The sequence below is a fragment of the Paenibacillus sp. FSL R5-0923 genome, from assembly GCF_038009145.1.
Taxonomy (GTDB): domain Bacteria; phylum Bacillota; class Bacilli; order Paenibacillales; family Paenibacillaceae; genus Paenibacillus_AQ.
Genome location: NZ_JBBPAT010000001.1, coordinates 1,795,940 through 1,821,076, shown reverse-complemented (window position 1 = coordinate 1,821,076; position 25,137 = coordinate 1,795,940). Strand labels below are relative to the sequence as shown.

The window sequence follows — 25,137 nt, the reverse complement described above, 5'->3', positions numbered from 1 at the left end:
GTACTCTCATTCCTTTCAGGATCAACCTGTCCCTTATTATTCCTGGGGCATGTTAACAAAATGATGTGCGGGACCTGCAAGACGGCTAAGCACGAACGAACGTAGCGGCTCTTCTACGCCGGTCTCCTCAAGCGCCTCTTTCATACACTGCAACCATTCTTCAGCACGTTCTGGAGTAATGGGAATATGCATATGCCTTGCTCTCATCATGGGATGTCCATGCAGTTCTGAATACAATGGGCCACCGCCAAAAAACTGTGTCAGGAATTGATACTGCTTCTCCAGAACAGGAGAAATGTCTTCAGGAAATAACGGACCCAGCTGCGGATGAAGCTGCACTTTGGCATAGAACACTTCCACCAAACGATGTAGCGCCTCAGCTCCTCCTAGGTTCTCATATATACTCTCATTTGGATTCATTGAGGTTACCAGCTCTCTTCCATATTAATGAAACGTTTCTTACTTTATTATACCAAAAAAAAGCACGGCTCGGATATCCGTCGAAAGTGCCCCTAAACGGCAGAAAAAAGACGCTAAACTATAGTTTAGCGCCTGGAGGTTATTGTCAGTAGGTCCGAAATTCTTCATCACCTGAAGGGACGAGAGAGACCCGGATCACATATACAAAAGCACAAACGAGAACTCCGGCTACAACGCTCATCGCCATCACTCCATCCCATTTATTCTTGTAACAGAGGGTGCATTTCTTATTTACATAATATCATATTCCGAACGAAAAAGCACCGAATTATGTAACCGCTTCCTTTATTTTTTTTGTGCTGTTTGTCCTTCTTTTCGCATACATCTAACCATAGATCAGGAGGCGTTAATTATGACTTTTAAAAAGATTGGCGGCCCACTGCTGGGATTAACATTGGCAGGCTGTATGCTGCTGATGTTGCTTCATCCGGAGGCATCCCTTGGCGCAGCCTTACGAGGCCTGGCCATCTGGTGGGATGTGTTATTCCCCTCCCTATTTCCATTCTTCGTCATATCCGAAATCATGCTAGGCCTAGGGATCGTTCATCTCTTCGGTGCACTGCTCGATCCATTGATGCGCCCTCTTTTTGGTATACCAGGTAGCGGCGGGTTTGTCGCTGCGATGGGATATGTATCAGGATATCCTGTTGGCGCTAAATTAACCGCTAAGCTGCGGGAACAGAATCTGATTAGCAGAGTAGAGGGCGAACGATTAGTCGCTTTCACAACCTCCTCTGACCCAATCTTTCTGTTAGGTGCAGTATCCGTTGGTTTCTTTCGAGACGCATCGTTGGGGCTCATCCTAGCCCTCGCCCACTATGGGAGCGGTTTGATTGTTGGCTTGCTAATGTCGTTCCATGGACGCAAAGAACAGAGATCCCCCTCCCAAGACCCATCCATAACTAGTTCTACTGCCCTCTCTGTTCCAGCCAAAAAAGGTTTTGGAAGAATCCATGCAGCACTTCTTGCCATGGAGGAGGCTCGGCGCAAAGATGGACGGAGCTTTGGGGAGCTATTAAAGGGAGCAATCCAGTCCTCGCTAAAGCTTATTATTGTCGTAGGCGGTTTGGTTGTATTCTTCAATGTGCTAATGGAACTGCTAGCCCGTGCCGGTATCCTATCCTCCCTTTTTAACATGACCGGACATCTTGTGTCCCTTGTAGGTGGTCCTCCAGAACTAGCTCAGGCTCTCATTAGCGGATTCTTTGAGGTGACAATCGGTGCCCGTTCAGCAGGTGAAGCCGCAGCTTCCATCCCGCTTCAGTTCAAGGTAGCGGCAGCTGCCTTCATTCTCTCTTGGGGCGGATTATCTGTACATGCCCAGGTGGCAAGTATTCTGAACGGTACCGGGCTGCGGTATCTGCCATTTTTGACTGCACGGCTAATTCACGCCATACTCGCATCAGGATTGGTCTTGCTGCTCTGGAACCCTGTGATGAACACAGGGCTGTCTACCACATGGGTATCATTACCAGCCTCTGCTGCCTTTACTCCTTCTGCCTCAGGGATCACGGCAAGCCTCGCCCTGCTGAGTCTATTATTAACTGCTGCAATTCTAGTCTCACTGCTTATCCCTGTATTCACGACAATGATTCGATGGGTACGGCGAAGTTGATTAACATATTGTGTTCCGGGTCAAGATTGATTATGATCGGTGTATGACTGAATTATACAAAAGGAGCCTGTACATCTTGAGATATTATGTTCTGGACCGCGGTGATGAACTATCAATCAAACTTGCCGAGCAGTTTCACAAGCTGGCGGCGGAGCGGGACCTGCAACTGGATGCCGAGTCTCCCGAAATCGTCATCTCTATTGGCGGAGACGGCACAATGCTGCACGCTTTTCATACCTTTATCGATCAAATCCCCAATCTAGCCTTCGTAGGTGTGCACACAGGACACTTAGGCTTCTATGCGGACTGGCAAGCGGAAGAGCTACCCACCTTAATCGACTACATGTGCGGAACCGAGGATTCTGAGCCTCAGAAACCTCGTATCGTGAAATATCCGTTGCTTGAGCTGGAAATTCACAAGAAATCCGGTTCTTCGTCCCACATTGCCCTAAATGAATTTACCCTTAAAGGGGTAGATGGAACTATAATGATTCAAGTTGACATCAATGATGTTACCTTCGAAATGTTCCGGGGTGATGGGCTTTGTATTTCTACTCCTTCTGGTAGCACGGCCTATAACAAAAGCCTTGGGGGAGCCATGGTTCACCCATCTATAGAAGCGCTGCAGATTGCCGAAATCGCCTCAATTAACAACCGCGTATTTCGAACAATGGGGTCGCCATTACTACTGCCGAAGCATCACCATTGCGATATTCTTTCATGTAAGGATCAGCGCTTACTACTCACGATAGATCATAACAATATCCCAGTAGATGATCTGATTTCAGTACGCTGCCAAGTATCGGACAAGAAGGTCAGTTTCGCCAGGTACCGTCCTTTTCCGTTCTGGAACCGTGTACGTGAAGCTTTTTTAGTTTAAGATTAACCTTCGATCCAACGATTTTCAGTGGCTGGAGATATCCATTTCTCCGGCTTTTTTGTGTGACAAAACTAACACCAACTGATAGACTGAGAGAGAAGCCAAATGGTATAATGAGGCTATTTTACAAAGAGTTACATAAAAGGAGAGAGTACTGTTGAAAAGATTTTTATCCCTCTTAAGCATAAGTCTACTGGCCCTCATACTTGCGGTCCCGGCTTTTGCAGCATCGAAACCAATTGATGTTTATATTAACGGAAGTAAGGTTTCCTTCACCGCTGGATCCCCATACTTAGCGAACAATTCTGTACTTGTACCTTTCCGGGTTGTCTTTGAGAAGCTTGGACTTCAAGTTCTCTGGGATGCCAAAACTGGAACGGTAACAGGAAAAAGTTCAAATCTTGCGATTACCCTCAAAATTGGCAGTAACCGCGCTACTGTTAACGGAACCGTAAAAAAACTAACCACTGCACCAGTTTCCTCAGCCGGCACTACATACATCCCTTTGCGTTTTATCGCAGAGGCAACCGGGGGCACAGCTGTCTGGAATTCTACCAGTAGAAGTGTACAAATTACTACTCCTGTCTCCAAAGGTAAGGACGAAGCAGCCATTACAGCATTAATCCGTTTGTCTAATCAATATTTCAATGAAGAAAAAGCGACTAGCTTCTACTCCCTTATGGATCCGGAGTACTCTTACACGGAATCAGTGGCCGAACTCAATGAATCTTTTAAAGCTTTTGACATAAAGAATACTATTGATAGCTTGGAAATCCTCGACATTACAGCTGACGAAGCCACTGTGTATACGCTTGAAAGTTCACGCAGAATAGGTGGGACTTATACTCCAGATACAGAGAATGAATACGTATATACCCTGGTCCGCAAGAACGGAAGCTGGAAGATTTCATCCGTGGAATCCCAAAGCTCGACCGTTCTCCTTACTCATGAACAAGGTATAAAACCAGCAGCCAACATCCCTCAAAACGATGCGGATGCCCTCAAAGGTACTATTAGCAAGTATTATCAAGCAATGAACGAACAGAATCCTACAGCAGTTCTTTCCACGATGACTTCATATGGAGAAGAATATGATTCCTCTCTCAAGGCAGATTTGGATGATTTCTTTGCTTCGTATGATATTACCTATACTCCAGGCATTTCAAATATTTATTATTACAGTGCCAAAGAAGCTGCTATATATGTAGAAAGCAAAGACAAGGAAGCTAGTGAAGAGGAGACTTATGAGCAAGGCCTTATCTATATTCTATCCAAGTCGGATACTGGTGTATGGACAATCGATGACACATATAGCATCTACAATAAACTTGTGAAATCCTAATAAAAAGGGTGTTTGATTCCATGAAATCAAAAAAAATAATAAGTGCACTGTTAACCAGCTGTCTAGCTTTATCTATTACATTTGCTCCACTGGCTTCCGCTGCAGATGCCGCTAAAGCTTCCACAGACAACAGTGATCTTATTAATGAAGTAATGAAGCTATTGGAGAACTATAATCTTTCAGATGTAGATAAAGATATTTTGATTCGCGGAGCAATTGACGGCATGGTGAACACACTGGATGATCCATACAGCCAATACTTCAATTCCGAGGAAGCGGCGCAATTTGAACATGCGGTTGATCTCGAATACGTTGGCATCGGTGTTAAACTTCAATATACGCCAACAGAGCTCTACATCGAAGAAATCTCTCCAGGTTCTCCTTCTGAAAAGGCAGGCTTGAAACGCGGCGATACGATTCTCAAAATCAACGGAATACCTGTTGACGAAACGGATGATTCGGAACTAAGTGGAGCCGCGGGCACTAAGGTCACCCTGCTGATCCTCAGAAATGGTGTCACAAAATCTTATGTTGTCACCCGAAATGAATTGAACTCGACTTCCGTTTTTGGAACCCTCATTGGTCCGAAGATTGCCTATATTTCGCTAAGTGGTTTCACACAGAATTCTGATGAAGAATTCGCCGCTATGCTGAAGAAGATGCGTACAGCGGGAATGAAATCCATGGTGCTTGATTTACGTGATAACTTGGGTGGCTACATGGATTCGGCATACAACATTGCCTCTAGTTTTATGGATAAAGGCATCATGATGTATACCTCTGATCAAAGTGGCGCGTTAACTCCTGTAACGATTACTAGTGGCAGCAAAATCGGTGTGCCCGTCGTAATTCTAACCAACGAATACACTGCAAGTGCGTCAGAAGCTCTTACGGGCGCCCTGCGCGACAACAAGCTGGCTACTGTTGTAGGCACTCGTTCTTACGGCAAAGCGCGTATTCAAAGCCTACTTCCAGTGTCTAATGGCGACATGCTGAAATTGACCACGCAGAAATATCTAACACCTAAAAAAGAAGACTTTAATCACATCGGTCTCGCACCGGATATTGAGGTAAAAGGGAAAACTGCACAGTTGATTACTGCCCTACAGATTGCTGGAATGAAGACTTTAGAAGTCACCGGAGATCATCATATCTTAAATATCAACGGGGTTCCTTTTGCTGGTAATGTTGGTCTTGTTAAGCAGGGCGATAAAACTTATGCTTCATCGCTGGTGCTGGCTGCGCTTGTCGAGGGCGAGATCACCTGGGATGCCAAGAACAAGAAGGTCATCGTAAAGAGCGGAACAGGCACATCTACCGGCTTTACGCTTTCCTCCAAAGAGGCGCTATCTCAGAATGGTGAGACCTACATTGAATTAAATGCCTTTAAGAAGAAGTTTCCGGCACTCGTATGGAGTTACAATGCTACACAAAAGCAATTGAAATTATCTATAAAATAATCCATAAGAAAAGGCAGCAATTCTCCAGAGATGGGGTTTGCTGCCTTTATTATTTGTACATATCTATTCAAAAGAAAAAAGCTGTCTCATTCGTAGAAGGACTCTACTTATGGTCAGCTTTCATCGTTAAGATTGTGGATTTTCTATGTTTTGTGTGTTTTGTGTGTTTTGTGTGTTTTGATTATTTTGAGGCTTTTGTGTGTTTTGGGGTTTTTGGGATTGACCTTGTGGTGGTCTGCTTTGAAATTCCTTTTTGGATTTCTTCCCTTGCGAATCTTTACCCCGGTGATTTCGACTTTGATGTTCTCTCAAAGGTCTATCCTTAGCAGAAGTCATCTCTTTAAATGCAGCAGATGAATTCGAACCTTGCTTAGATGATGTTTCTTTAGAGGAGAGCTCCTTATCTATAGCCGCTCCATCATTATCCTCAGCTTCTAGCTCCGAATCTTCTTCCTCACTCGGCTCTGGTATTTCTTTGATCAGAATATCCTTGAACAAACCCTCTTGTGGTACCTCTTTTAACTTATGCAACACAAAATATGCGCAGCCAAAATTGCAATATTCATTAATATAATCGACCATGCCAGAAATCGCTGTATCCCGATTCACCTTTGGGTGGTTGTCCCGATAAAAACCTTTCAAACGCAGCTGACTGTAACCCCAGTCACCAATAATGTAGTCGTATCTTTCCAGCACTTCGCTATATCTTCCGCGAAACGCCTCCGGATTCCAACCATCCTTATGATCTAACATTAGTTCGTAGCCTTTTCCGCCTATAACGATCAAACCTTTTGTCGCCTGCCTTTCGAAGGAAAGTATTTTCGTTGATTATGCCGTCATTTCCGAGAAATATTGGGCTTTCGGTCGCTGTTGTTGATTAATTTCTTCTATTTGAACCGCATCAGCGGTTGAAATTAATCAACAGTGTATGCTTACGATGCTAGCTTTCCTTCGGAAAGCTTTCAGGCGAACGCTACGCTCCTACAGCTCCAACATTTCTCTCCAATGACTCAAATCAACGTTTTTTTATGTGTAACCTATGGGCTGAGTGTTTCAGAACGCTATCGCTCCTTCAACCCTCTCCTTAATAAAACCTTTTTGTGACTTTGTCACTATTTCAAAAAAATTAACTAGAAGAAACCGCGCGCTCCTCACGAGCTTGAGCGGCAGATTTCACCTGCTCATGCGCACGATAAGAGCTGCGAACAAGCGGAGCTGATTCCACATGGCTAAAGCCACGCTTCAATCCCTCTTCCTTAAGCAGCGCAAATTCCTCTGGTGGATAATATTTCTCCACATTTAAATGCTTTGGAGAAGGCTGCAAGTATTGTCCTAAAGTCAATATATCACAATTTACGGCTCGTAAATCATCCATTGCTTGTAAAATCTCATCCCACTCTTCACCGACTCCAAGCATAATGCTTGATTTGGTAGGAATATCCGGCTTCATTTCCTTAGCTCTGCGCAGCAGTTCCATCGAACGGCGATACTTCGCTTTAGCCCGTACACGGTCTGACATCCGTTCCACCGTCTCAATATTATGGTTAAGAATGTCTGGATTACTGTTCATAACAATCTCTAGACTATTCCGTTCTCCCAGGAAATCTGGAATCAATACTTCAACACTACATAACGGAAGGCGTTTACGAATTGCCGCTACCGTCTCAGCAAAAATCTGAGCGCCACCATCCGCAAGATCATCACGGGCCACACTGGTCACCACGCAATGGCGAAGGTTCATTCCCTCTGCAGCTTCTGCTACACGTTCAGGCTCCTGCAGGTCCAGCTCTGTCGGCATCCCTGTATTCACAGCGCAGAAACGGCATGCGCGAGTACATATATCACCAAGAATCATAAAGGTAGCCGTTCGATTTGCCCAGCATTCATAAATATTCGGACACCTAGCTTCTTCACATACGGTATGTAAAGTTTTAGAACGCATCATGCTCTTGATTTCCTGATAGTTATCACCGGTAGTTAGCTTGATTCTAATCCAATCCGGCTTAGGCTGCTTTGCTGTTTTATTCGTCAAAATAATAAACCCCGCTTCCTCCTGAATGTGATGCTGCAGATGAAAGATGCTGCCTCATATTATACCATGTGCGCTTTACAATTGCCTGTTTTTGTGAAATATGCAGGGCATCTCAACTTCGATTCCGGCGAAGAATTTACTGGTACCTTTAGACAAGAACGGATAAAAAGTAGCCTTTTGCTTCAATCTATAATAAAAGCTTTATCCGAAGTGCCTACATTCAATTCTACGCCCGGACAAAAGGAGGCTGTTATCTTGCTGGTCCTATTTAAGAATACTAATAACCGGAGAACTATGTTATGTCTGTCCGCGGCCGCTATCCTTTGGGGTGGTTTAGGCCTTCCCGTTCCAGCAGCTGCAGTACAGGCTACAGTCCAACCGGTGGAAAGCAGCGGCAATTCTGTTAATGCTAGCAAAGAATCCATATGGTCTGCCCGTAGGGGGATTTATGATCAACTGAGTGCAGCCACTGGAATCCCTTGGTTTAGATTCGCAGCAATTGATCAATATGAACGCACCATCGCCAAAAAAGGTTCCTCAGACAAACCCGTCACCAACCGTCTTACTGGAATCATGATTCCAGCACCCGTATGGTCCGGTCCACTCAACCCGGATCAGGAGGATACTTCTCCTGAATCCATCACTTTCTTTAACGGCTTCGGCCGTGATGGCTCAGGTGATGGAATCGCCGATCCAGAGAATGATGCTGATGTTCTATATAGTATGGCTAGACACTTGCAGAAATATGGTGATTCACCTAATGATTTCAGCATTGGCATTTGGGAGTATTATCACAATGGTCGTGCCTCTCAGCGCATAGCTCAGTTCGCTAAGCTATATGAACATTTTGGTCGGCTTGACCTGTCAGGTAATGCTTTTCCACTTCCCTTAAGTAATTCTTATTCTTATCGTAGCACTTGGGGAACCGGCAGAAGCTGGGGTGGGGCACGTATTCACGAAGGGACTGACCTCTTTGCACCGCAAGGTATGCCGGTACGCAGCACCTGCTTTGGCTTAGTGGAAACTAAAGGCTGGAACCGCTACGGTGGCTGGAGAATTGGAATTCGTGATATCGAGAACCGTTACCATTATTACGCCCATTTATCCGGGTATAACAAATCCATTTCTCGTGGAGATATCGTCTCACCAGGTGAAATCATTGGCTGGGTTGGCAGCTCAGGTTACGGAAATCCAGGAACACAAGGGAAATTCCCGCCACATCTACATTTTGGCATCTACCGTGACCGAGGGATTACTGAATGGGCTTTTGACCCTTTTCCGTTGCTAAAACAATGGGAGAATCAGGAGTATAGAGACTTAAAGAACAAAAATAAAAAAAGTGCTACAAACAAGGAAAAACGCCTTTAGCGTCCCTAAAGGACGGTCAGCGTTTATGCGAGAAATATAAGGATAATGTATAGCGTGAAACTTATACTTTCTTATATTTAAAAAAAGAAACGGCTTTGCCATCCTTTGGAGATGACACCCGTTTCTTGATGAATAAGGCCCCTTCTTTTGAAGAGAGGCCTTATACTATTTTAGTACAACATTAAACATCCAAACGGTTCAATGCTCACTATAAGCTTGTTATTATTTTTAAAAGTAGCTCCTGACAGTAAATCGGTAAGCAAATTCTTATCCGAACGATATACATTAAGCTCAAGCTCGTACGCGTTCGGAGAATTATTGATAATTAAACCTATCTTCTCTTGATCCATTCCCCGTGTATAACCGAAGACATTACGGACTTCATCCGTGAACCAAGGACGAAACTTACCTTTTCGTAGAATATCACAGCTTTTTCTTAGGAAAATTAGCTCTTGATACCACTTCAGCAGCGCTGTATTTTGAGCTTGCTCTTGCCATACCATAGCTTTTCTACAGTGAGGGTCCGTAGCTCCTTCCATCCCAACCTCATCCCCATAATAGATCATCGGAATACCGATATAAGTCATCTGAAAAAAAACTGCCAACCTCATGCGCTGTATTGCCGTACTCTCGCGGTCCCAGCCACGTCCCCCCTCCTTACACGCTGTAAGAAAACGCAACGTATCATGACTGCCAATCAATTGAAACATAGCCGAATTCGCCTGGTCATTATACAACGCCTCCTGATGGAGTACTTGCTCCATAAAGCGATCTGGCCCTGTTGACTGCTCTGCAAAGAATTCCAGCACGGCATCCCGAAGCACATAATTCATGCCACCATCGAATTGATCCCCTCTAAGCCAAGGCCCAGATGCATGCATTATCTCTCCAATGAGTAAAATTTCAGGAAATTCAGACTTTAGCTCTTGCCGAAACCGGGACCAAAAAGCCGGGTTGACCTCATTCGCTACATCAAGACGCCAGCCGTCTATTTCTGTTTCACGAATCCAATACTTGGCAACTCCAATCATATAATCTGCCGTCTCGGGATGATCCATATTCAGCTTAGGCATATGCGCTTCAGCTTTAGCGAATGTCTCATAATTCGGGGCAGGCGTCTGTGTTACGGGAAAAGAACGAATAAAGAACCAATCTTTATATGGAGACTGCTCACCTTTTTCCATCACATCTTTAAAAGCAAAGAATTGATCTCCCGAATGATTAAACACGGCATCCAAAATGACCCTAATTCCATGGCGATGTGCCTCACGGACTAGCGTCTTCAATCCATCTACATCGCCAAATGCAGGGTCGATCTTATAATAATCGGAGGTGTTATATTTATGCTCGGAAGGAGACTCAAATACAGGCGTCATGTAAATAGTGTTCACACCAAGCTGCTGTAGATAAGGTATTTTGTCCGTAATGCCTTTTAGAGTTCCACCATTGTAGCTGCTAGGATAAATTTGATAGGTCACCGCATCCTGGCTCCATAACGGTAACTTCAAAGCCTCAGAATGGTGAAGATATGCATATTGAAAAGAACCTGCACGCTCCCGATTCTCCGACGCGCCCCTCTCTCCATACCAGATATACTGCCCCGCAGCATTCGCTATATGGAATAGATATCTGCTTCTTCTAGTGCTGGTCTGAATAATTGCTTCATGAATCTCATAAATACCGGCCGACCCAATCCGATCCATCTGCAAAGGAACTTCTTGCCCCGGAGAATCATAACGATCCGAGTGGATTACGGTACAGGATAATTGCTGTCCAGCTTGTGTAAATAATCTGAGCTTCAGGGTCCCTGTACCTACAGGATAGGCAAATGGATCTTCACTTGTATGATATACAAACCATGATTGAGGCATAACTTATGGACTCCTTCTATACTTTTATCGTTCTATCTATCTGTTCATACATCATTAGAGAGACTGCTAAATTTGTGTTATTATGGTTACAAATACCGTTTTCAAGTTATGAGGGACGACGATGAAAGTAACGATTTCTGATATTGCTAAAGCAGCCAATGTGGCTAAATCTACTGTATCTAAAGTACTAAATGATTCCCCAAAAATATCACAGGAAACGAAACAAAAGGTTCGAGAGATTATGAAGCAAATGAACTACACGCCAAGCAGTATTGCTACTGGATTAGCTAGACAAAGCAGCTGCAATATTGGCTTACTGGTTGATATGTCTAAAGAAAGTGAGTTTCTGAACCAATTCTTCTACAACATTATTGGTGGAATCGAGAGCGTAATTGCACCTTTAAAATACGAGCTGACCATTTCCAATGTGCAACATAGCAGTCCAGAAGGCCATTTTCTAAATAGGCTTGTGTTTAGCAAACGTGTCGACGGTATTATTGCCAACAACTCCGTGCTGACTGAAGAGCTATCTGAAGAACTGAATCAACTGGAGTTTCCTTACATCTCCATTGGAGAGATTATGACCCCCGGAAGTTGGGTTGATTTCGATAATGAAGCAGGCGGCAACATGCTGACCGAGCATCTCATCGAACAAGGTTATTCAAAGATAGCCTTCATAGGCGGGCAGCAGCAGGAAAAAATTTATACACATCGCCTAGGTGGATACTTAAGCGCATTACAGCAGGCGGATCTTACCGTTCCTCAGCAATGGATCATTAACTGCAAGGCTGATGAACATGATAGCTATCATGCTGCACTTGAGCTTTTGCAGCGTGAAGAACGGCCAGACTCTGTGGTGTGTATGAACAGTTATGTAGCCTTTGGGGTGCTTCAAGCCGCAAAAGCACTCGGAATTGATGTTCCATCTGAACTCGGCATCGCCGCTTTCGATGAATATCCGCTGTCCCGTTATACAACACCTCCTTTAACTTCGCTTAATATCGATACGTTTAAGCTGGGTGTATCTTCAGGGCAGCTGCTGATGGAGCGCATTCGTGGCAATGATGCGCCCCACAAGCATTCGCTATTAGAGCCAGAACTAATTCCTCGTGAATCCACGATGAGAGCTAAATTCTCTGGAACAACTTCATAATTGGACTACTTTTCTATTGTATCTTCTACAATGAATAAGCTTCGTACTACTTACCAAGGAGCGGCCCCACACGGGGGGCCGCTCCTTGTCATGTGAAAGGTATTTTGATCCACTCTTATAGTAACTTATAGATCTTTCCAACGCTGCACGGTCAGGTTCACTGTTTGTGCGCCGCCTGCTGGAGTAAGCGTTCGATTGGAAATGTCCGATCCGTTCGAGTTTACCTCTACATTAGTCCAAGCGCCCCGCGTAACTTTATATTGCACCGCTGTTCCTGCTGGTAAGCTCAGTGTGATGGAATACACCCCATCACTACCTTTAGTCAGTTGATAGGCTGGATCCGCTGCATTCCAGCTGTTGAAGGTACCGGTAAGATACACAGGTCCGCTCGCCGGAGTAGACGCTGGAACATTTACACGAAACGTCACACTGTCTGCTTGAGGTTCCCCTGCACTGATACTTCCGTTCACCAGGCTCCAGGTTCCAGCATCAAAATGGTAATTACTGCTGCCGTTGTTATCCCATGTACCACTGCCATTATTAAAGGCTGCGGTCAGTCCGGATGCAGTGCCCAGCTGAATTGTGATCGACTTATATCCTGGGAAAGAAGAAGCTTGAAGCTGTTCACCTGGAGCCGTCGTCCAGACTGTCGCCCCATCCAGCTTGTAATGAATGTAGGAGCTGCTGTAAGCCGTATTCTTATAATAGATCGTTGCAGTGTTGCCAGTCGGTGTAGTCGTTGGTGTTGGGGTTACCGTTGGCGTTGGTGTTGGGGTTACTGTCGGCGTTGGTGTCAGTGTTACCGTTGGTGTTGGTGTTGGTGTTGGTGTTGGTGTTGGTGTTGGTGTCGGTGTTACTGTTGGTGTTGGCGTTGGTGTCACTGGTCCACCCGATGTAATACTTCCTGTTGGCGTATAAGTCCAGGTTCCAGTACCGAATAGATAGTTGCTTCCCCCGTTACTGTCCCATGTGCCACTGCCGTTGTTAAAGCATGCTTCAAGCTGGCTGGCGGAACCGATATTAATCGTTATTTTGTTGTATCCGGCTACATCAGATACAGGTATAGCCACACCCGGAGATGTCGTCCATGTACCTCCTACTGGGCGATAATGAATATAAGGCGAGGTATAACCTTGCTTATAGTAAATCGTGACACTGTTCCCTGCTGGTGTTGTAATAGACGCAATCGCACTAAGAAGAGATAGATTGCCTGCGGCATCAAATGCTTTTACCGTGTAGTTATAGGTAGTGCTAGCGGATAAACCATTGTCCGTATAGGATGTAGTCGCCGTTGTGCCTACCTTGACACCATTACGATAAACTTCATATCCAGTTACGCCTACGTTGTCGGTAGAAGCCGTCCAGCTGATCAAAGCGCTAGATGCATTCTGAACAGTTGCCGTTACATTAGTCGGAGTAGTTGGAGGAACTGTTTCTGATGGTTGTTGTTGTTTCGCATAGATTTTGGCTGAATTCGCACCTACAGTTACAGTAATTTGCTTTCCAGTTACTCCGCCTGATTGTACAGTCACTGTATCTGCAGTATTCAGCTGATTATACAAAACTGTTCCTGCGGTCAAACTACTCTCGGCACGTAGCGGGATAGTTACCGTTTGCGAACCATTAGATTGATTACTAAATACAGAGATAGCTTCTTGACCTTGATTAGTTCCAGTGTCGATACGACGTGAGAAGGCATATAAGTTCTGTGCAGCCCACATTTCACGTTGAGTACCTGTACGTAGTGCTGGGTTATTTTTACGAATTTCATTAAGTTTGGCTACGTGCTTGTAGGTGCTGGCATTTTCATTAAAATAGTTCTCAATCACGTTTCCGCTTGCATCCCGTTTCACCATAGACCAACGGTTCCAAGTATCCGCAATACCGCCTGTCATGATCTGACTGTTGCCATTGCCTTTGTTCTGCTCTGTTCCTTGGAAGACAACCGGTGTTCCACGAACTGTAAAAATAAAGGTTAAAGCATTCTGCAGCTTATCAACGCTTCCCCCGGCTTCCGTTAGAAAACGGTTGCGGTCATGATTGTCGATAAAGGTAACCATGTGATTGGCATTCCCGTTGTAGTAGGAATCCTGTGCCAAGGTGCTTTTGATATTGGACTCAAAAGACTGCCCATAAGCAAAGCTGTTAAGTACGGAGAAGAACATTGGGAAATCGAGCATGCCCCATTCCTTATTGTTTCCGACCCAACGTGAGACAAATTCAGCATTTCCGTCGAAATTCTCGCCAAATGTATTAACGCCCAGATAATTTTGTAGTTCACCAATATCTGTTGGCTTCATCAGCTTGGCAGCATCCACACGCGCACCGTCAGCGCCTGTATAATCAAACCAGCCTTTGATGGAATCGAAGATCGCCTGCTTAGCCGCAGGAACATCGAAATCAATGTCATCTAACCCGCCCAAATCATGATTCTCTAAGTAATCCTGCGCCCACTGATCATATCTTCCATCTGCTAGAGACCAGTTAATATCTCCATTATGGTGGTACCATGCTGGATTATTGAACGGAGCCACTGGCTGCAATGATGGGATGTCATAATAGGCTTGGGAACCTAGCATATAATCACCGACGTGGTTTGGCACAACGTCAATCACTACTTTGATGCCAAGCGCATGTGCGGAATCCACAAGCTCTTTCAGCTTCTCCTTCGTTCCGAAGTATGGATTGGCAGCGTTAGGGTTCTTAACGTTGTATCCGTGATAGGCTGTATTTTTACCGGTACCGTTGTTTTCCCGGTTAGTCATTTGTGGCTCAGCCACTGGGGAAATCCAAATCGCGGTATAGCCCATATTTTTAATATATGATAGCTTATCGATAATCCCCTGCCAGTCTCCGCCTTTCATATAACGGAAATCTTCCTCAGAGTTTTCTCCATAGCGAATTGCCGCACCAGTAGCATTGTTGGAAGTATCTCCATCATTAAATCGGTCAACCATAATCTGATAAATAGTGTCGTTCTCATTAATCGTGCCGATGCTTGCCGCTTCAGCTTTTTGCGGTGTTAAGACAAACAAATTAATCACGGTAGAAAGAAGAATAGATGTAATTAGAACGGGTACATACCATAACCTACGTTTCATTGCGTGCATCTCCCTCTCTTATTAAAGCGTATTCATAACACTCTAAAGCCTACTTCCTTGATTGAAAACCAAGCCCGCCCAGTGATGTCTCTAATGTTTTTAACGTCTTTAACACAAAAAACAAATAATTTTAGGGAAACCGGTTTCCCAACTAAAAATTACCATGATTGTGAATGCGTTGTCAAGCTATAAAATTTAAAATTCCCAAGAAAAAGAGCCTCCTTATTGGGGGCTCTTTGGGGTTCATTATTCACCTTATATGCTTAGCTTCCAACACTCTGAATAAAATGCAGTACTTCATTCATAATCCGGTCCTTATCTTCACAATGACAAACCATATGACCACTGTTATCCACCATTATCACCTGTTTTTGGGCTGTAGGAATCGTATGCTGCAGAAAGTCAGCGCTTCGAGTCTTCACCAGATGATCTCGCTTACCCTGCACGATCAAGGTTGGAGTCTCAATATGCGGATAGATTGAAAAACTCTCCCGGACCAATCGTTGAAACTCTCTCGTCGCCCTTGGGGGCGTTGAAGTGAATTTATTAATATACGTTTTTAGCATGGAAAAGCTCCCAAGAGTCTTAAGAATCTCCACGGGATTCAGCGGAAATACGGGAGTGGACAATAAAGTAAGGGATTTGATCCAGGGTTTATACCGTACAGAAAGATGTGAAGCAATAAGGGCACCGGTAGAAAAGCCGATCAGATGAACACCTTCATCCGTCTTTAACAGCTCTGTCAATTCATCTTCAGCACTCTGTTGCCAATCATGTCGATCCGAATGCAATAAATCATTCCTGCTCCCCCCATGCCCTTTCAGGGTAAACGTTCTGGAACGGTAATTATGCTGCTCCATAAACTGGGACAAGGGAGAGATCTCATGCTCACCTCCGGTAAAGCCATGAATAAATAAACAACTTTCCATAATTGTCCCTCTTTTCACATTCCAATCTGACATGCAACTTTATTGTATAATGCCAATCCCCTTTATTTTCTATACATTCCACCCTTTTATGTAAAACCTCAACCCAAGTGATGTCAAGGTTCAGCTCTGTGAATGGTTCGCAGCAAGAACGCTATTGTTCCCACCAAAGAAGACCCAACGCTGAGGTAATCGTTAAACCTACGGCGGAGCTGGATGAGGTTACGTTAGCACAAATAGCAGTCCCAGGCGGGACAATGATGCTGCCCGTAAAGTTCTGTGTGAAAGCCCCCGGTGCCAATTGATAATTGAAAAGCGTCGTTCCCCCGCTAATGGCTGCTGTGGAAGACTGAACGGTCATCGCACTCGTCGCCGAGCTGCCCAAATTATTATTCGTTGGCGTTAAGATTGCTGGTGAAGTTACCGTCCCTCCTTTTACAATTGTAAAGCTACCCGACATTGCGGATAGTAGAGAAGAACCGCCAATACTGCCGCTTATACGTGAGATATAAACAGTTTTCCCACTGCCTGAAGCATTACTAATCCGAATAGAAGCGATTGCGGAGATTAGACTAAGTACGACCAAACTAGACGCGGATGTGTTAGTTGAATACAAGACTGCAGCCTGCGAAGCGCTTATTTCAGGCGGCGCGCTAATATCTGGCGCTTGGAAGGTGTTCACCATATCCACATAAAGCGGTTGATCGTTGTCGTTAAATACAAATTGATTAGGCATATTTATCCCCTCCTGTTTCTAATATTCCCACCAGCTGATAGACGTTGTCGCCGCTGATGACCCCGATGCAATCGTTACGGAGGTAGTGATGGAATTTCCGGGAGGAACAACAATTTGTCCAGTAAAATCAACAATGACCGGACCGACCGCCAGCAATAGAGATACTAGAGAAGCCGGACCTCCAGTAGGCGCAGTCGTAGAGGTTCTTGCCGTCATAACACTGGTTAACGCACTGCCAAAATTATAATTAATCGGTGTAACGGTGGTTCCGGTGACCGTAGCGTTCCGAAGTAGTGATAAAGTAACCGCCGCCGTCGCTGAACTGGCAGTAACACGGGATACATATAAGGTACGTCCGCTTCCTCCCGGATTACTAATCTGAATAACTAACGGGGCAGCCGTCGTTACCGTAGAAGTGAATGGGATTCCAAACAATAACCCCGCCTTAGCTGCTCCCCCCTCAGGAGCTGAATCTATACCAGGTGCAACATACGTATTGACTTGTTCTGTAAAAAGTGGCTGGCTACTCTGATTGAATACTGAGTCGTTCGGCATGAGTTATCCTCCCCGTTCTTAAGCTTATTCTATTTTATGCCACACTCAGTAACAGGTTGTGGGAATGTGCGTATATTGCTTTTTCTGCCCAATCACCCCCTATTTCCCACCATATATTAATATCACACCATTCGAATGGCTAAGGATTGTCCCTATCGGTTTGCGGCTTATTGGACTGCGGTTTATTTTTAGGCTCAGGGCTCAAACGACGGTTTGGGCCTTTTCATGGATTGAGTTCCAGAAAGCCCGTAGGAAGTGAATGAAATCCATAACGGCCTGGAGCTTAAAAAGCGCAGCAAAATAAAACAAAAAAAGCAGAGCTAAAACGATGATCTCTTACACATTAAGAATCAGGGAGATCACCCTGTTAGTCTCCGCCTCCACGCTACATTCAAAGGGTATTGGCAAGCAAGAATGTGTATACGTCCAAGCCCAGTCTTTTGGTATAACTCAATCATTTATAAGGAAAGGACGAGGAACTTTGCCTAACTATAGCTCTTTTCAAGCGAATCCTGATAATCTAAGAACGCTTATATTCGGCCGAGATGCCTCGCTGATTGATCATCCGCTCACTACAGATCCAAGCGGAAATCTAACAACGATTATTCTTGATGGTACAATTTCCAGCGTGCTCGGCGCTACGATCACCGCGGGTACCTTGTCCTCCGCAGGAACAGTTACAAACATCCTTAACGGCACCATTACTAGCGTGCTCGGCGCTACAATTACTGCCGGTACTTTGTCCTCCGCAGGAACAGTTACAAACATCCTTAACGGCACCATTACTAGCGTGCTCGGCGCTACGATTACTGCGGGTACTTTGTCCTCCGCAGGTACAGTTACAAACATCCTTAACGGCACCATTACTAGCGTGCTTGGTGCTACGATTACTGCCGGTACTTTGTCCTCCGCAGGTACTATTACTAATATCCTTGACGGCACCATTTCCAGCGTACTTGGTGCTACGATTACTGCGGGTACTTTGTCCTCCGCAGGTACTATTACTAACATCCTTGAGGGCACCATTACCAGCGTGCTCGGCGCTACCATTACCGCCGGTACAATCACTAGTGTGCTTGGGGCAACCATAACAGCAGGTACGTTATCATCCGCCGGAACAGTTACAAACATCCTTAACGGCACCATTACTAGCGTGCTCGGCGCTACCATCACAGCTGGTACTTTGTCCTCCGCAGGTACTATTACTAACATCCTTGAGGGCACCATCACTAACGTGCTCGGAGCTACCATCACAGCTGGTACTCTATCTTCCGCAGGTACAGTCACCAACATCTTAAACGGTACCATTACCAGCGTACTCGGAGCTACCATCACAGCTGGTACTCTATCTTCCGCAGGTACAGTCACCAACATCCTTAACGGGACAATCACCAGCGTACTCGGAGCTACGATTACTGCCGGTACTTTGTCCTCAGCAGGTACAGTCACCAACATCCTTAACGGGACTATCACCAGCGTACTTGGAGCTACGATTACTGCCGGTACTTTGTCTTCTGCAGGTACAGTCACCAACATCTTAAACGGCACCATTACCAGCGTACTCGGAGCTACCATCACAGCTGGTACTCTATCTTCAGCAGGTACAATCACCAACATTCTTAACGGCACCATCACTAGTGTGCTCGGAGCTACGATCACAGCTGGTACTCTAAGTAGTGTCACTTCTATTTCACAACGCAGCTTTATAGAACAGACCACTACAGGTATTGCGACTGCTAATACCTATACACCTCTACCAGCCGTTACTACGAGCGTACTGGGAACGTATTCCTTCTTCATTAACAATACTGGGGCAAATCCGGTCAACACACGTGTGGAAATCAGTGCTGATGGAACGAACTATTTCGTCGATACCACGGGGGATAATCCTTTAGCAGCAGGCTCTATCGATGTCATAGTGCCAGCCAGATTCCTGAAATATACCCGCCTATCCTATCAATCAGCCAATTCAGGCTCTGCATCCACGATCAATGTAAGTTTCAATGCTCAGGGCACGTAATCCAGATGACCATCATATGTTGTAACAAGAAAGAGTACATGGATATCCATGTGCTTTTTCTTTAACTATAAGGACGCCGAAGGCGTTTATGCTTGTGTCAGCAGCTATACATATGTGCAACAAACACATAATGCTTTTCAAGGAGGAACAACCGTGAATAATATTACGCTTGGCGTCCACCTCATCGTAAAAGATGAAGCTGATCTCCTGCCTCACTGTCTCGCAAGCGTAGCTGGTGCTGACGAAATTGTGATGATCGATACGGGCTCTACCGACGAATCCATAGCTATTGCCGAAGCGCACGGGGCTAGAGTCTTCCAACGGAAATGGACAGACGATTTCGCGGCAGCTCGTAATGAAGGGCTCGTTCATGCCTCAACAAATTGGATTCTTATTCTTGATGCCGATGAGTGCTTGCAGACCCCACTTACAGAACTCCGGAGCCTTCTGCAGAACACACAAGCTCAGGCTTTTACAGTAAACATTGATAATTGGGTTGGTGTACGACCTGAAGATAAGGTAAAACACAGTGCAGTCCGCTTATTCCGAAATGGACAGGGTTATCAATATAGTGGAAGAATTCATGAGGGAATTGACACTTCAATCCTTAGCAAACATAACTTCTCGGCGATTGAGCACAGTCAACTTGAGATTATACACTTTGGATATTTACCTGAAATCATGACACGAAAAGATAAAATCAATCGAAATAGACACCTGCTGCTCCTCGCTTTAACCGAATATCCGGATGATCCTTTCCACTCCTATAATTTGGCAGTAAACTTCTGTCAGGACGGTCGTCTTCTGGAAGCTGAGACGTTGCTTCGTCAAGGCCTTCACCATGTAGTACTCGAAGCTTCCTATCGTCCTACGATGATTAGGGATCTCTGTAAAATTTATCATGCTCAAGGAAAAATGAATGCGATTGACCCCTTGCTGATGATTGAACTGGAGCGTTATGGCGACTATCCTGATTTGCATTTTTTGTTAGGGCAATCTTTGGAGAGCCAAGGCCTTTTGGAACGTGCGCTATTAGCTTATCAACATGCGGAGTCCATTCCTGAGCATGAGGTGCTTAGCGGAAAATATGTATGTGAACAAGGAATGACTACCTTTCGCCCCCTATACCGGATGGGTTTAATCTCACAGCGGCTTGGTCTTCTTGAGGATGCTGCGAGATTTTTTCATCGTGCACTTCAACACCATTCTTTATATACGCCCGCCTTGCAGGGGATTGCTGCTGCTTTTCAACGCTTAGCTGTACCCGATGAGGAAATCGTCACTTTACTGATCCAACTCGTTCCCCCAACTACCTCAATCAGTAGATCCGCGATCATTGAAAGTTTATATGAGATAAATGCTTATGAGACCATAGCTACCTTATCCCGAGATATTTTTCCATTGGAATTGGATACTGCTTATAGAATCATCTCATCACTCATCATCACCGGCAAGCTAGAAGACGCGGGTACAGCTATAGGGCAGATGACCTCACTAGCTTCCCAAGATCACCTTGGTTTAGAGCATCAAAAGCAGTGGTATACTCTTTGGGCCATTTGCCAATGGGAACGATATGGAGAATTTAAAAAGGACTTGCTCAACCATATATCAGGTGAACTTCGTTCTGGACTGGAATACATTGAGCGATCCCAACGCCAACAAGTGACATGTCCGGTAGAAATAGAGGTAGATCACATATATTCCTCATTCCTTTCCGACCTCATCGGGCAATCCGTAAAGCTGCATCAGCTCACACTTAGTCATACTTTAGTGGACCTGTTCCCTGCTTATCGATCTGAATTTGCCACAGCATTATATAAAGAAGGGAATTGGCAGGCCGCAGGAGAGGAATTTATTGTACTTGTTCGTGATAAGATCGCCGATGCAAGCGTGCTTTTTTATATTGGTGAGATGATCTTTGACAAAGGGCATTATTCCGAAGCCAGTGAATGGTTTCAGCAAGCGCTGGATCAAGAGCCAGAGCATGAATCCGCAAGGATCGGCTTATCCCTCTGTTATCTTCAGCAAGCGAAGCTGAGTATGGAAGACGCTCTACAAAGTTTAAAGGATGCCCACGCTCATGGCCCATTGCAGGAGGATATCGGAGCTATCCGTAAATCCATTACCTTGCTGAATCGTACACCTTGGCACACTCAGTGGAGCTTCCGTCAGAACGAAAAGAGGTCATCCCTATGAACCGTTCAAGAAGAAAGCCACTAATTTCCTTATGCATGATCGTTAAGAACGAAGGAGATAGCTTGAGCCAATGTTTAAAAAGCGTACGCGGAGTCGTCGATGAGATCATTATAGTGGATACTGGATCGACCGACGCTTCAGTTCAAATTGCCCTAAGTTTCGGAGCCAAAATCATACAACACCCTTGGAGCGGCGACTTTGCTGCTGCCCGCAACGCAGGTCTCCAGCAGGCCCATGGACAATGGATTCTTGTTCTAGATGGAGATGAGGAATTAAGTGAGGAGAGCAAGGGAGAATTACTGCTATGTGCCGAGCATATGGAGTACGAGGCATTTTTCCTACGCATTCATAATCATAAAGGGCTAACCCCCGCTTCACAGACGATCACCGTCAATCCGATTATTCGGATGTTTCGTAATCGCCCTAAGTACCGGTTTAGCGGTATTATTCACGAACAGATCGCTGAGGCTATCATAACAGCTACACCCCAGGCACCGATGCATTTGACCACTGTAGTCATCCATCATTATGGTTACGCAGAAGGGGTAGTGGTCAAGAAAGATAAAATCAAACGAAATGTCGAGCTGCTGAAAGAGCAGCTAAGGTTAAATCCTAAAGATCCTTTCCACCATTTTAATATGGCTGTTGAGTATATGCGTTTGGGGGAGTATCAACCTGCTCTAAAACATATCCAACAATCACTAGAAGAGGCACCGCCTGATACAAGCTACATCCACCTGCTGCATAAATATGAAATTCGCTCGCTTGCAGAATTAAAAGATTACCCTGGGGCGCTTGCAGCTTGTGACCGTGGGATTAGCTCACATCCGGATTACCCAGACTTAGCTCATATCAAAGGGGCTCTACTCTTACAATTAGGTGCCTTTGCAGAAGCCAAAGTAGCGTTGCTACAAGCGCTGATCATCGGAGCTGCTCCTCCCGACTACCATACTGAGGCTGGATTCGGTTCATTTTTAACCTATTATATGCTGGGTCAATTATGTGAAGAGATGGGTGATGAGACCGAAGCCATTGCTTGTTACACCAAAACCGCACAGCTTCATCCCGAACCTACTCCCGTCATTGCCCGGCTACTACGAGCCCTGAAATGTGCAGGTCGTGAGAGTGAGATTTACGGTTGGTTCCACGCTCATCTGCCAGACTACACAGTGACTAAGAACAGGATTCTCCTAGAATTATTACAGACTGAGGGATGTAATGAAGCAGCCGCACAGCTGATAAATGCCACAGAGCAGCCCATTTCTATAGAAGTGGCATTTAATCAAGCATCTGAGCAGGGGCGTTCACAGATTGTGTTAGCGGATCGTCTGCTTGCTTCACTATCCTCTTCTGCTACCTATTCACCAGCGGTCAAAAGAGTACGCCTAGCTCTTCCGCTTCCCAAAGTTTCAGAATAGGAGGGACGTTTCCTATGACCACACCCGATATCACACTTTGTATGATCGTTAAGAATGAGGCGAAACACCTGGAGAAATGTCTGTCCTCTGTGCAAGGAATCGTATCAGAAATCATCATTGTGGATACCGGGTCTGAGGATAATAGCATAGACATAGCAACTAAGTTCGGTGCAAAGATCATCGATATGACTTGGGAGAATGATTTCTCGAAAGCACGAAACCTAAGTCTGAAGCATGCAACTTCCTCTTGGATTCTAGTACTTGATGCCGATGAGGCTGTAGATCATTGGAGGAGGGAGCAGCTCCAGCACCTGCTGGACGCATCGCATATTCACGGATATTGGCTACCCATTATCCACTATATCGGTGACGCCCCTAAAGCGGATTTTGTTACCGATCATGTCTGCCGCTTGTTCAGAAACGATGAAAGAATCATCTTTCGTGGAATCATTCATGAGGAGACGGCTAGCAGCATTTGGGAGCTTCCTGCGGGGGAAATTGCTTACGCTGAATTGCGTATTTATCACTACGGTTATTTAGAGGATGAACTACAGCACAAAAATAAATACCAGCGCAATTTAGCTCTCATCAATAGTGGTCTGCAGCTTCAACCGAACCATCTAATCCTTCGTTATGCACTAGGGGTAGAGCATTATCAACAGGAACAATATCATGCAGCGGCAGATGTACTTCTTCCATTACTCGCTGATGTTCCAACCCAATCCGGGTATGCCTCCGATATTTATCTAAAGACTGCCTATGCCTTACAACGATGTAACAGGCAGCAGGAATCTGAGGAAGTCTTTCATGCGGGGAGCTTATTGTTTCCTGATTTCACTGATTTATTAGAGGGCTATGCTGCTTTGTTGCTCGAACAAGGACAGCTTAGACAAGCTAGACACTTCTTGCAGCAAGCACTGAAGAGCGGAGATACAGCACATCCATATCCATCTTCTTCGGGAAGTGGAACGTATCGAACAGAACTACTAGCGGGCAGAGTATGCGAGAAGTTATTTCTATATCCAAACGCGCGGAAACACTACGAGGCTGCTATACAATTCAAACCAGATTATACGGATACGTGGAAACAGCTTGTCCCACTAAGCCTGCTATCCGGAGAGAGGTTAAGTCTGATCGCATTGACCCGCTGCCATATCCACGCTCTTTCACCAATTACCTTAGGCTATCTTGTGCCTGCGGCGCTCAATGCTCGTGACTTTGAATGGCTGGTCACTCTCTCTTTTGCTTCGCAGCTACCGCTAGCCGTTCAAACCATTGTGCAGGCTTTCCTTGCTTGTACTCAGCAGCAAGAGGGGGCACACACTCTCGCACCGCTTGAGCAGCTGCTTCATAATCCATCTGTTCTTTCCGAACGTTCATCTATACTCGGTTATCTCTGGGCTTTGTCTTGCCGTGCTGGAGATACTGAATCAGCCATGAAGTGGCTTATCTCCATATCGCCATACAGACCGGGGATGCTAACAATTCATCATATCATAACAAGCCGTTCTGACATTAAGCCTGTTCTTCCTGATCTGAGCTACGCTATGCAATTACTGCTTCAGGTCGGTGCTTGGGATAGTGTATTATCGCTTTATCGACAATCAGAGGGCTCTTTATTCCAGTGGTGCAAGCTGCCGCAGCCCTTATACTATGGATTGCTTGAGGCTCCTACCCCCGTAAAGAAACAGTGGTGTTCCATCTATCTCAGTCAAACCCCTCATTATAATGCCTCGTCGGACTGCGCCGAATGGCTATTATATGTGGCAATAGCTTGCTCCTGTGGGGAAACTCCAAAGATCGCTCAATCAGATGAAATGGCTTTGGGCAGAATCGGGGGAACTACCGCTGCAGTCGGTCTCTCATACTACAAGCTCATACTCGCGGCAAAAGCTTATCCCCATGGGATTTCCACAGGTCAAATCCCATGGGGGCTGCTCGTTAGATCTGCCAGTCAGACCTAACCGACTGGCAGATTCGGATT

The 25,137-nt window shown here is 45.3% G+C and carries 18 protein-coding genes; 10 read left to right on the top strand and 8 right to left on the bottom strand.

All coding sequences use genetic code 11. The annotated features are described in order from the left end of the window. Positions 1–36: 36 nt before the first annotated feature. The gene (locus MKX35_RS08140) at positions 37–420 is read right to left on the bottom strand and encodes a globin domain-containing protein (protein ID WP_042191628.1); all 384 of its coding nucleotides are present in this window, start codon (positions 418–420) and stop codon (positions 37–39) included. Between the two features lie 412 nt (positions 421–832). On the opposite strand from MKX35_RS08140, the gene ylbJ reads away from it, so the two are divergent. The 4 genes from ylbJ (at position 833) to MKX35_RS08120 (ending at position 5,777) form a co-directional block, all read left to right on the top strand. After that, complete coding sequence (ylbJ, locus tag MKX35_RS08135; RefSeq protein ID WP_076300356.1) at positions 833–2,095, top strand: sporulation integral membrane protein YlbJ; 1,263 nt, start codon at positions 833–835, stop codon at positions 2,093–2,095. A 76-nt stretch (positions 2,096–2,171) separates the two neighbouring features. Further along, positions 2,172–2,975 (top strand): NAD kinase, encoded by an 804-nt coding sequence (locus MKX35_RS08130; protein ID WP_042191633.1) that lies wholly within the window; start codon positions 2,172–2,174, stop codon positions 2,973–2,975. A 157-nt stretch (positions 2,976–3,132) separates the two neighbouring features. Further along, on the top strand, positions 3,133–4,317 hold the full coding sequence (locus tag MKX35_RS08125) for a stalk domain-containing protein (protein ID WP_076285266.1): 1,185 nt from the start codon (positions 3,133–3,135) through the stop codon (positions 4,315–4,317). 20 nt (positions 4,318–4,337) lie between these two features. Beyond that, positions 4,338–5,777 (top strand): S41 family peptidase, encoded by a 1,440-nt coding sequence (locus MKX35_RS08120; protein ID WP_076285267.1) that lies wholly within the window; start codon positions 4,338–4,340, stop codon positions 5,775–5,777. A gap of 126 nt (positions 5,778–5,903) precedes the next feature. On the opposite strand, the gene MKX35_RS08115 is transcribed toward MKX35_RS08120, so the two are convergent. Continuing rightward, on the bottom strand, positions 5,904–6,530 hold the full coding sequence (locus MKX35_RS08115; protein ID WP_081383019.1) for a YutD family protein: 627 nt from the start codon (positions 6,528–6,530) through the stop codon (positions 5,904–5,906). A 373-nt stretch (positions 6,531–6,903) separates the two neighbouring features. Then, on the bottom strand, positions 6,904–7,809 hold the full coding sequence (lipA, locus tag MKX35_RS08110; protein ID WP_076300358.1) for a lipoyl synthase: 906 nt from the start codon (positions 7,807–7,809) through the stop codon (positions 6,904–6,906). A 294-nt stretch (positions 7,810–8,103) separates the two neighbouring features. Here lipA and MKX35_RS08105 point away from each other — a divergent pair, with 294 nt between their 5' ends. Then, positions 8,104–9,177: a M23 family metallopeptidase gene (locus MKX35_RS08105; RefSeq protein ID WP_081383020.1), complete on the top strand. Its 1,074-nt coding sequence runs from the start codon at positions 8,104–8,106 to the stop codon at positions 9,175–9,177. A gap of 170 nt (positions 9,178–9,347) precedes the next feature. On the opposite strand, the gene MKX35_RS08100 is transcribed toward MKX35_RS08105, so the two are convergent. Beyond that, a complete protein-coding gene (locus tag MKX35_RS08100) occupies positions 9,348–11,048 on the bottom strand; it encodes an alpha amylase N-terminal ig-like domain-containing protein (protein ID WP_076300359.1) in 1,701 nt (566 codons plus the stop codon). A 121-nt stretch (positions 11,049–11,169) separates the two neighbouring features. Between MKX35_RS08100 and MKX35_RS08095 the strand changes: the two genes are divergently transcribed. Then, on the top strand, positions 11,170–12,201 hold the full coding sequence (locus tag MKX35_RS08095; RefSeq protein WP_076300360.1) for a LacI family DNA-binding transcriptional regulator: 1,032 nt from the start codon (positions 11,170–11,172) through the stop codon (positions 12,199–12,201). Between the two features lie 125 nt (positions 12,202–12,326). Here the strand turns inward: MKX35_RS08095 and MKX35_RS08090 are convergent, their stop codons facing one another. The 4 genes from MKX35_RS08090 to MKX35_RS08075 form a co-directional block, all read right to left on the bottom strand. Continuing rightward, positions 12,327–15,302, bottom strand: a complete 2,976-nt coding sequence (locus tag MKX35_RS08090) for a carbohydrate binding domain-containing protein (protein ID WP_076300361.1) — start codon at positions 15,300–15,302, stop codon at positions 12,327–12,329. Positions 15,303–15,565: 263 nt separating this feature from the next. Beyond that, positions 15,566–16,231 (bottom strand): alpha/beta hydrolase, encoded by a 666-nt coding sequence (locus tag MKX35_RS08085; protein WP_042191649.1) that lies wholly within the window; start codon positions 16,229–16,231, stop codon positions 15,566–15,568. Positions 16,232–16,382: 151 nt separating this feature from the next. Next, the gene (locus MKX35_RS08080; RefSeq protein ID WP_076300362.1) at positions 16,383–16,964 is read right to left on the bottom strand and encodes a hypothetical protein; all 582 of its coding nucleotides are present in this window, start codon (positions 16,962–16,964) and stop codon (positions 16,383–16,385) included. Positions 16,965–16,982: 18 nt separating this feature from the next. Then, complete coding sequence (locus MKX35_RS08075) at positions 16,983–17,519, bottom strand: hypothetical protein (protein WP_076300363.1); 537 nt, start codon at positions 17,517–17,519, stop codon at positions 16,983–16,985. Between the two features lie 481 nt (positions 17,520–18,000). Here MKX35_RS08075 and MKX35_RS08070 point away from each other — a divergent pair, with 481 nt between their 5' ends. The 4 genes from MKX35_RS08070 to MKX35_RS08055 all read left to right on the top strand — a co-directional run bounded on the left by MKX35_RS08070 (position 18,001) and on the right by MKX35_RS08055 (position 25,117). Further along, positions 18,001–19,539: a DUF6385 domain-containing protein gene (locus MKX35_RS08070; RefSeq protein WP_256716372.1), complete on the top strand. Its 1,539-nt coding sequence runs from the start codon at positions 18,001–18,003 to the stop codon at positions 19,537–19,539. Positions 19,540–19,692: 153 nt separating this feature from the next. Then, entirely contained in the window at positions 19,693–21,735 is a 2,043-nt protein-coding gene (locus MKX35_RS08065) for a glycosyltransferase family 2 protein (protein WP_179086730.1), read from the top strand. Next, positions 21,732–23,153, top strand: coding sequence for a tetratricopeptide repeat-containing glycosyltransferase family 2 protein (locus tag MKX35_RS08060; RefSeq protein ID WP_076300365.1), 1,422 nt, complete (start codon positions 21,732–21,734; stop codon positions 23,151–23,153). Before MKX35_RS08065 ends, MKX35_RS08060 begins: the two co-directional genes overlap by 4 nt. Before the next feature lie 14 nt (positions 23,154–23,167). Then, positions 23,168–25,117 (top strand): glycosyltransferase, encoded by a 1,950-nt coding sequence (locus MKX35_RS08055; protein ID WP_076300366.1) that lies wholly within the window; start codon positions 23,168–23,170, stop codon positions 25,115–25,117. Positions 25,118–25,137: the final 20 nt, after the last annotated feature.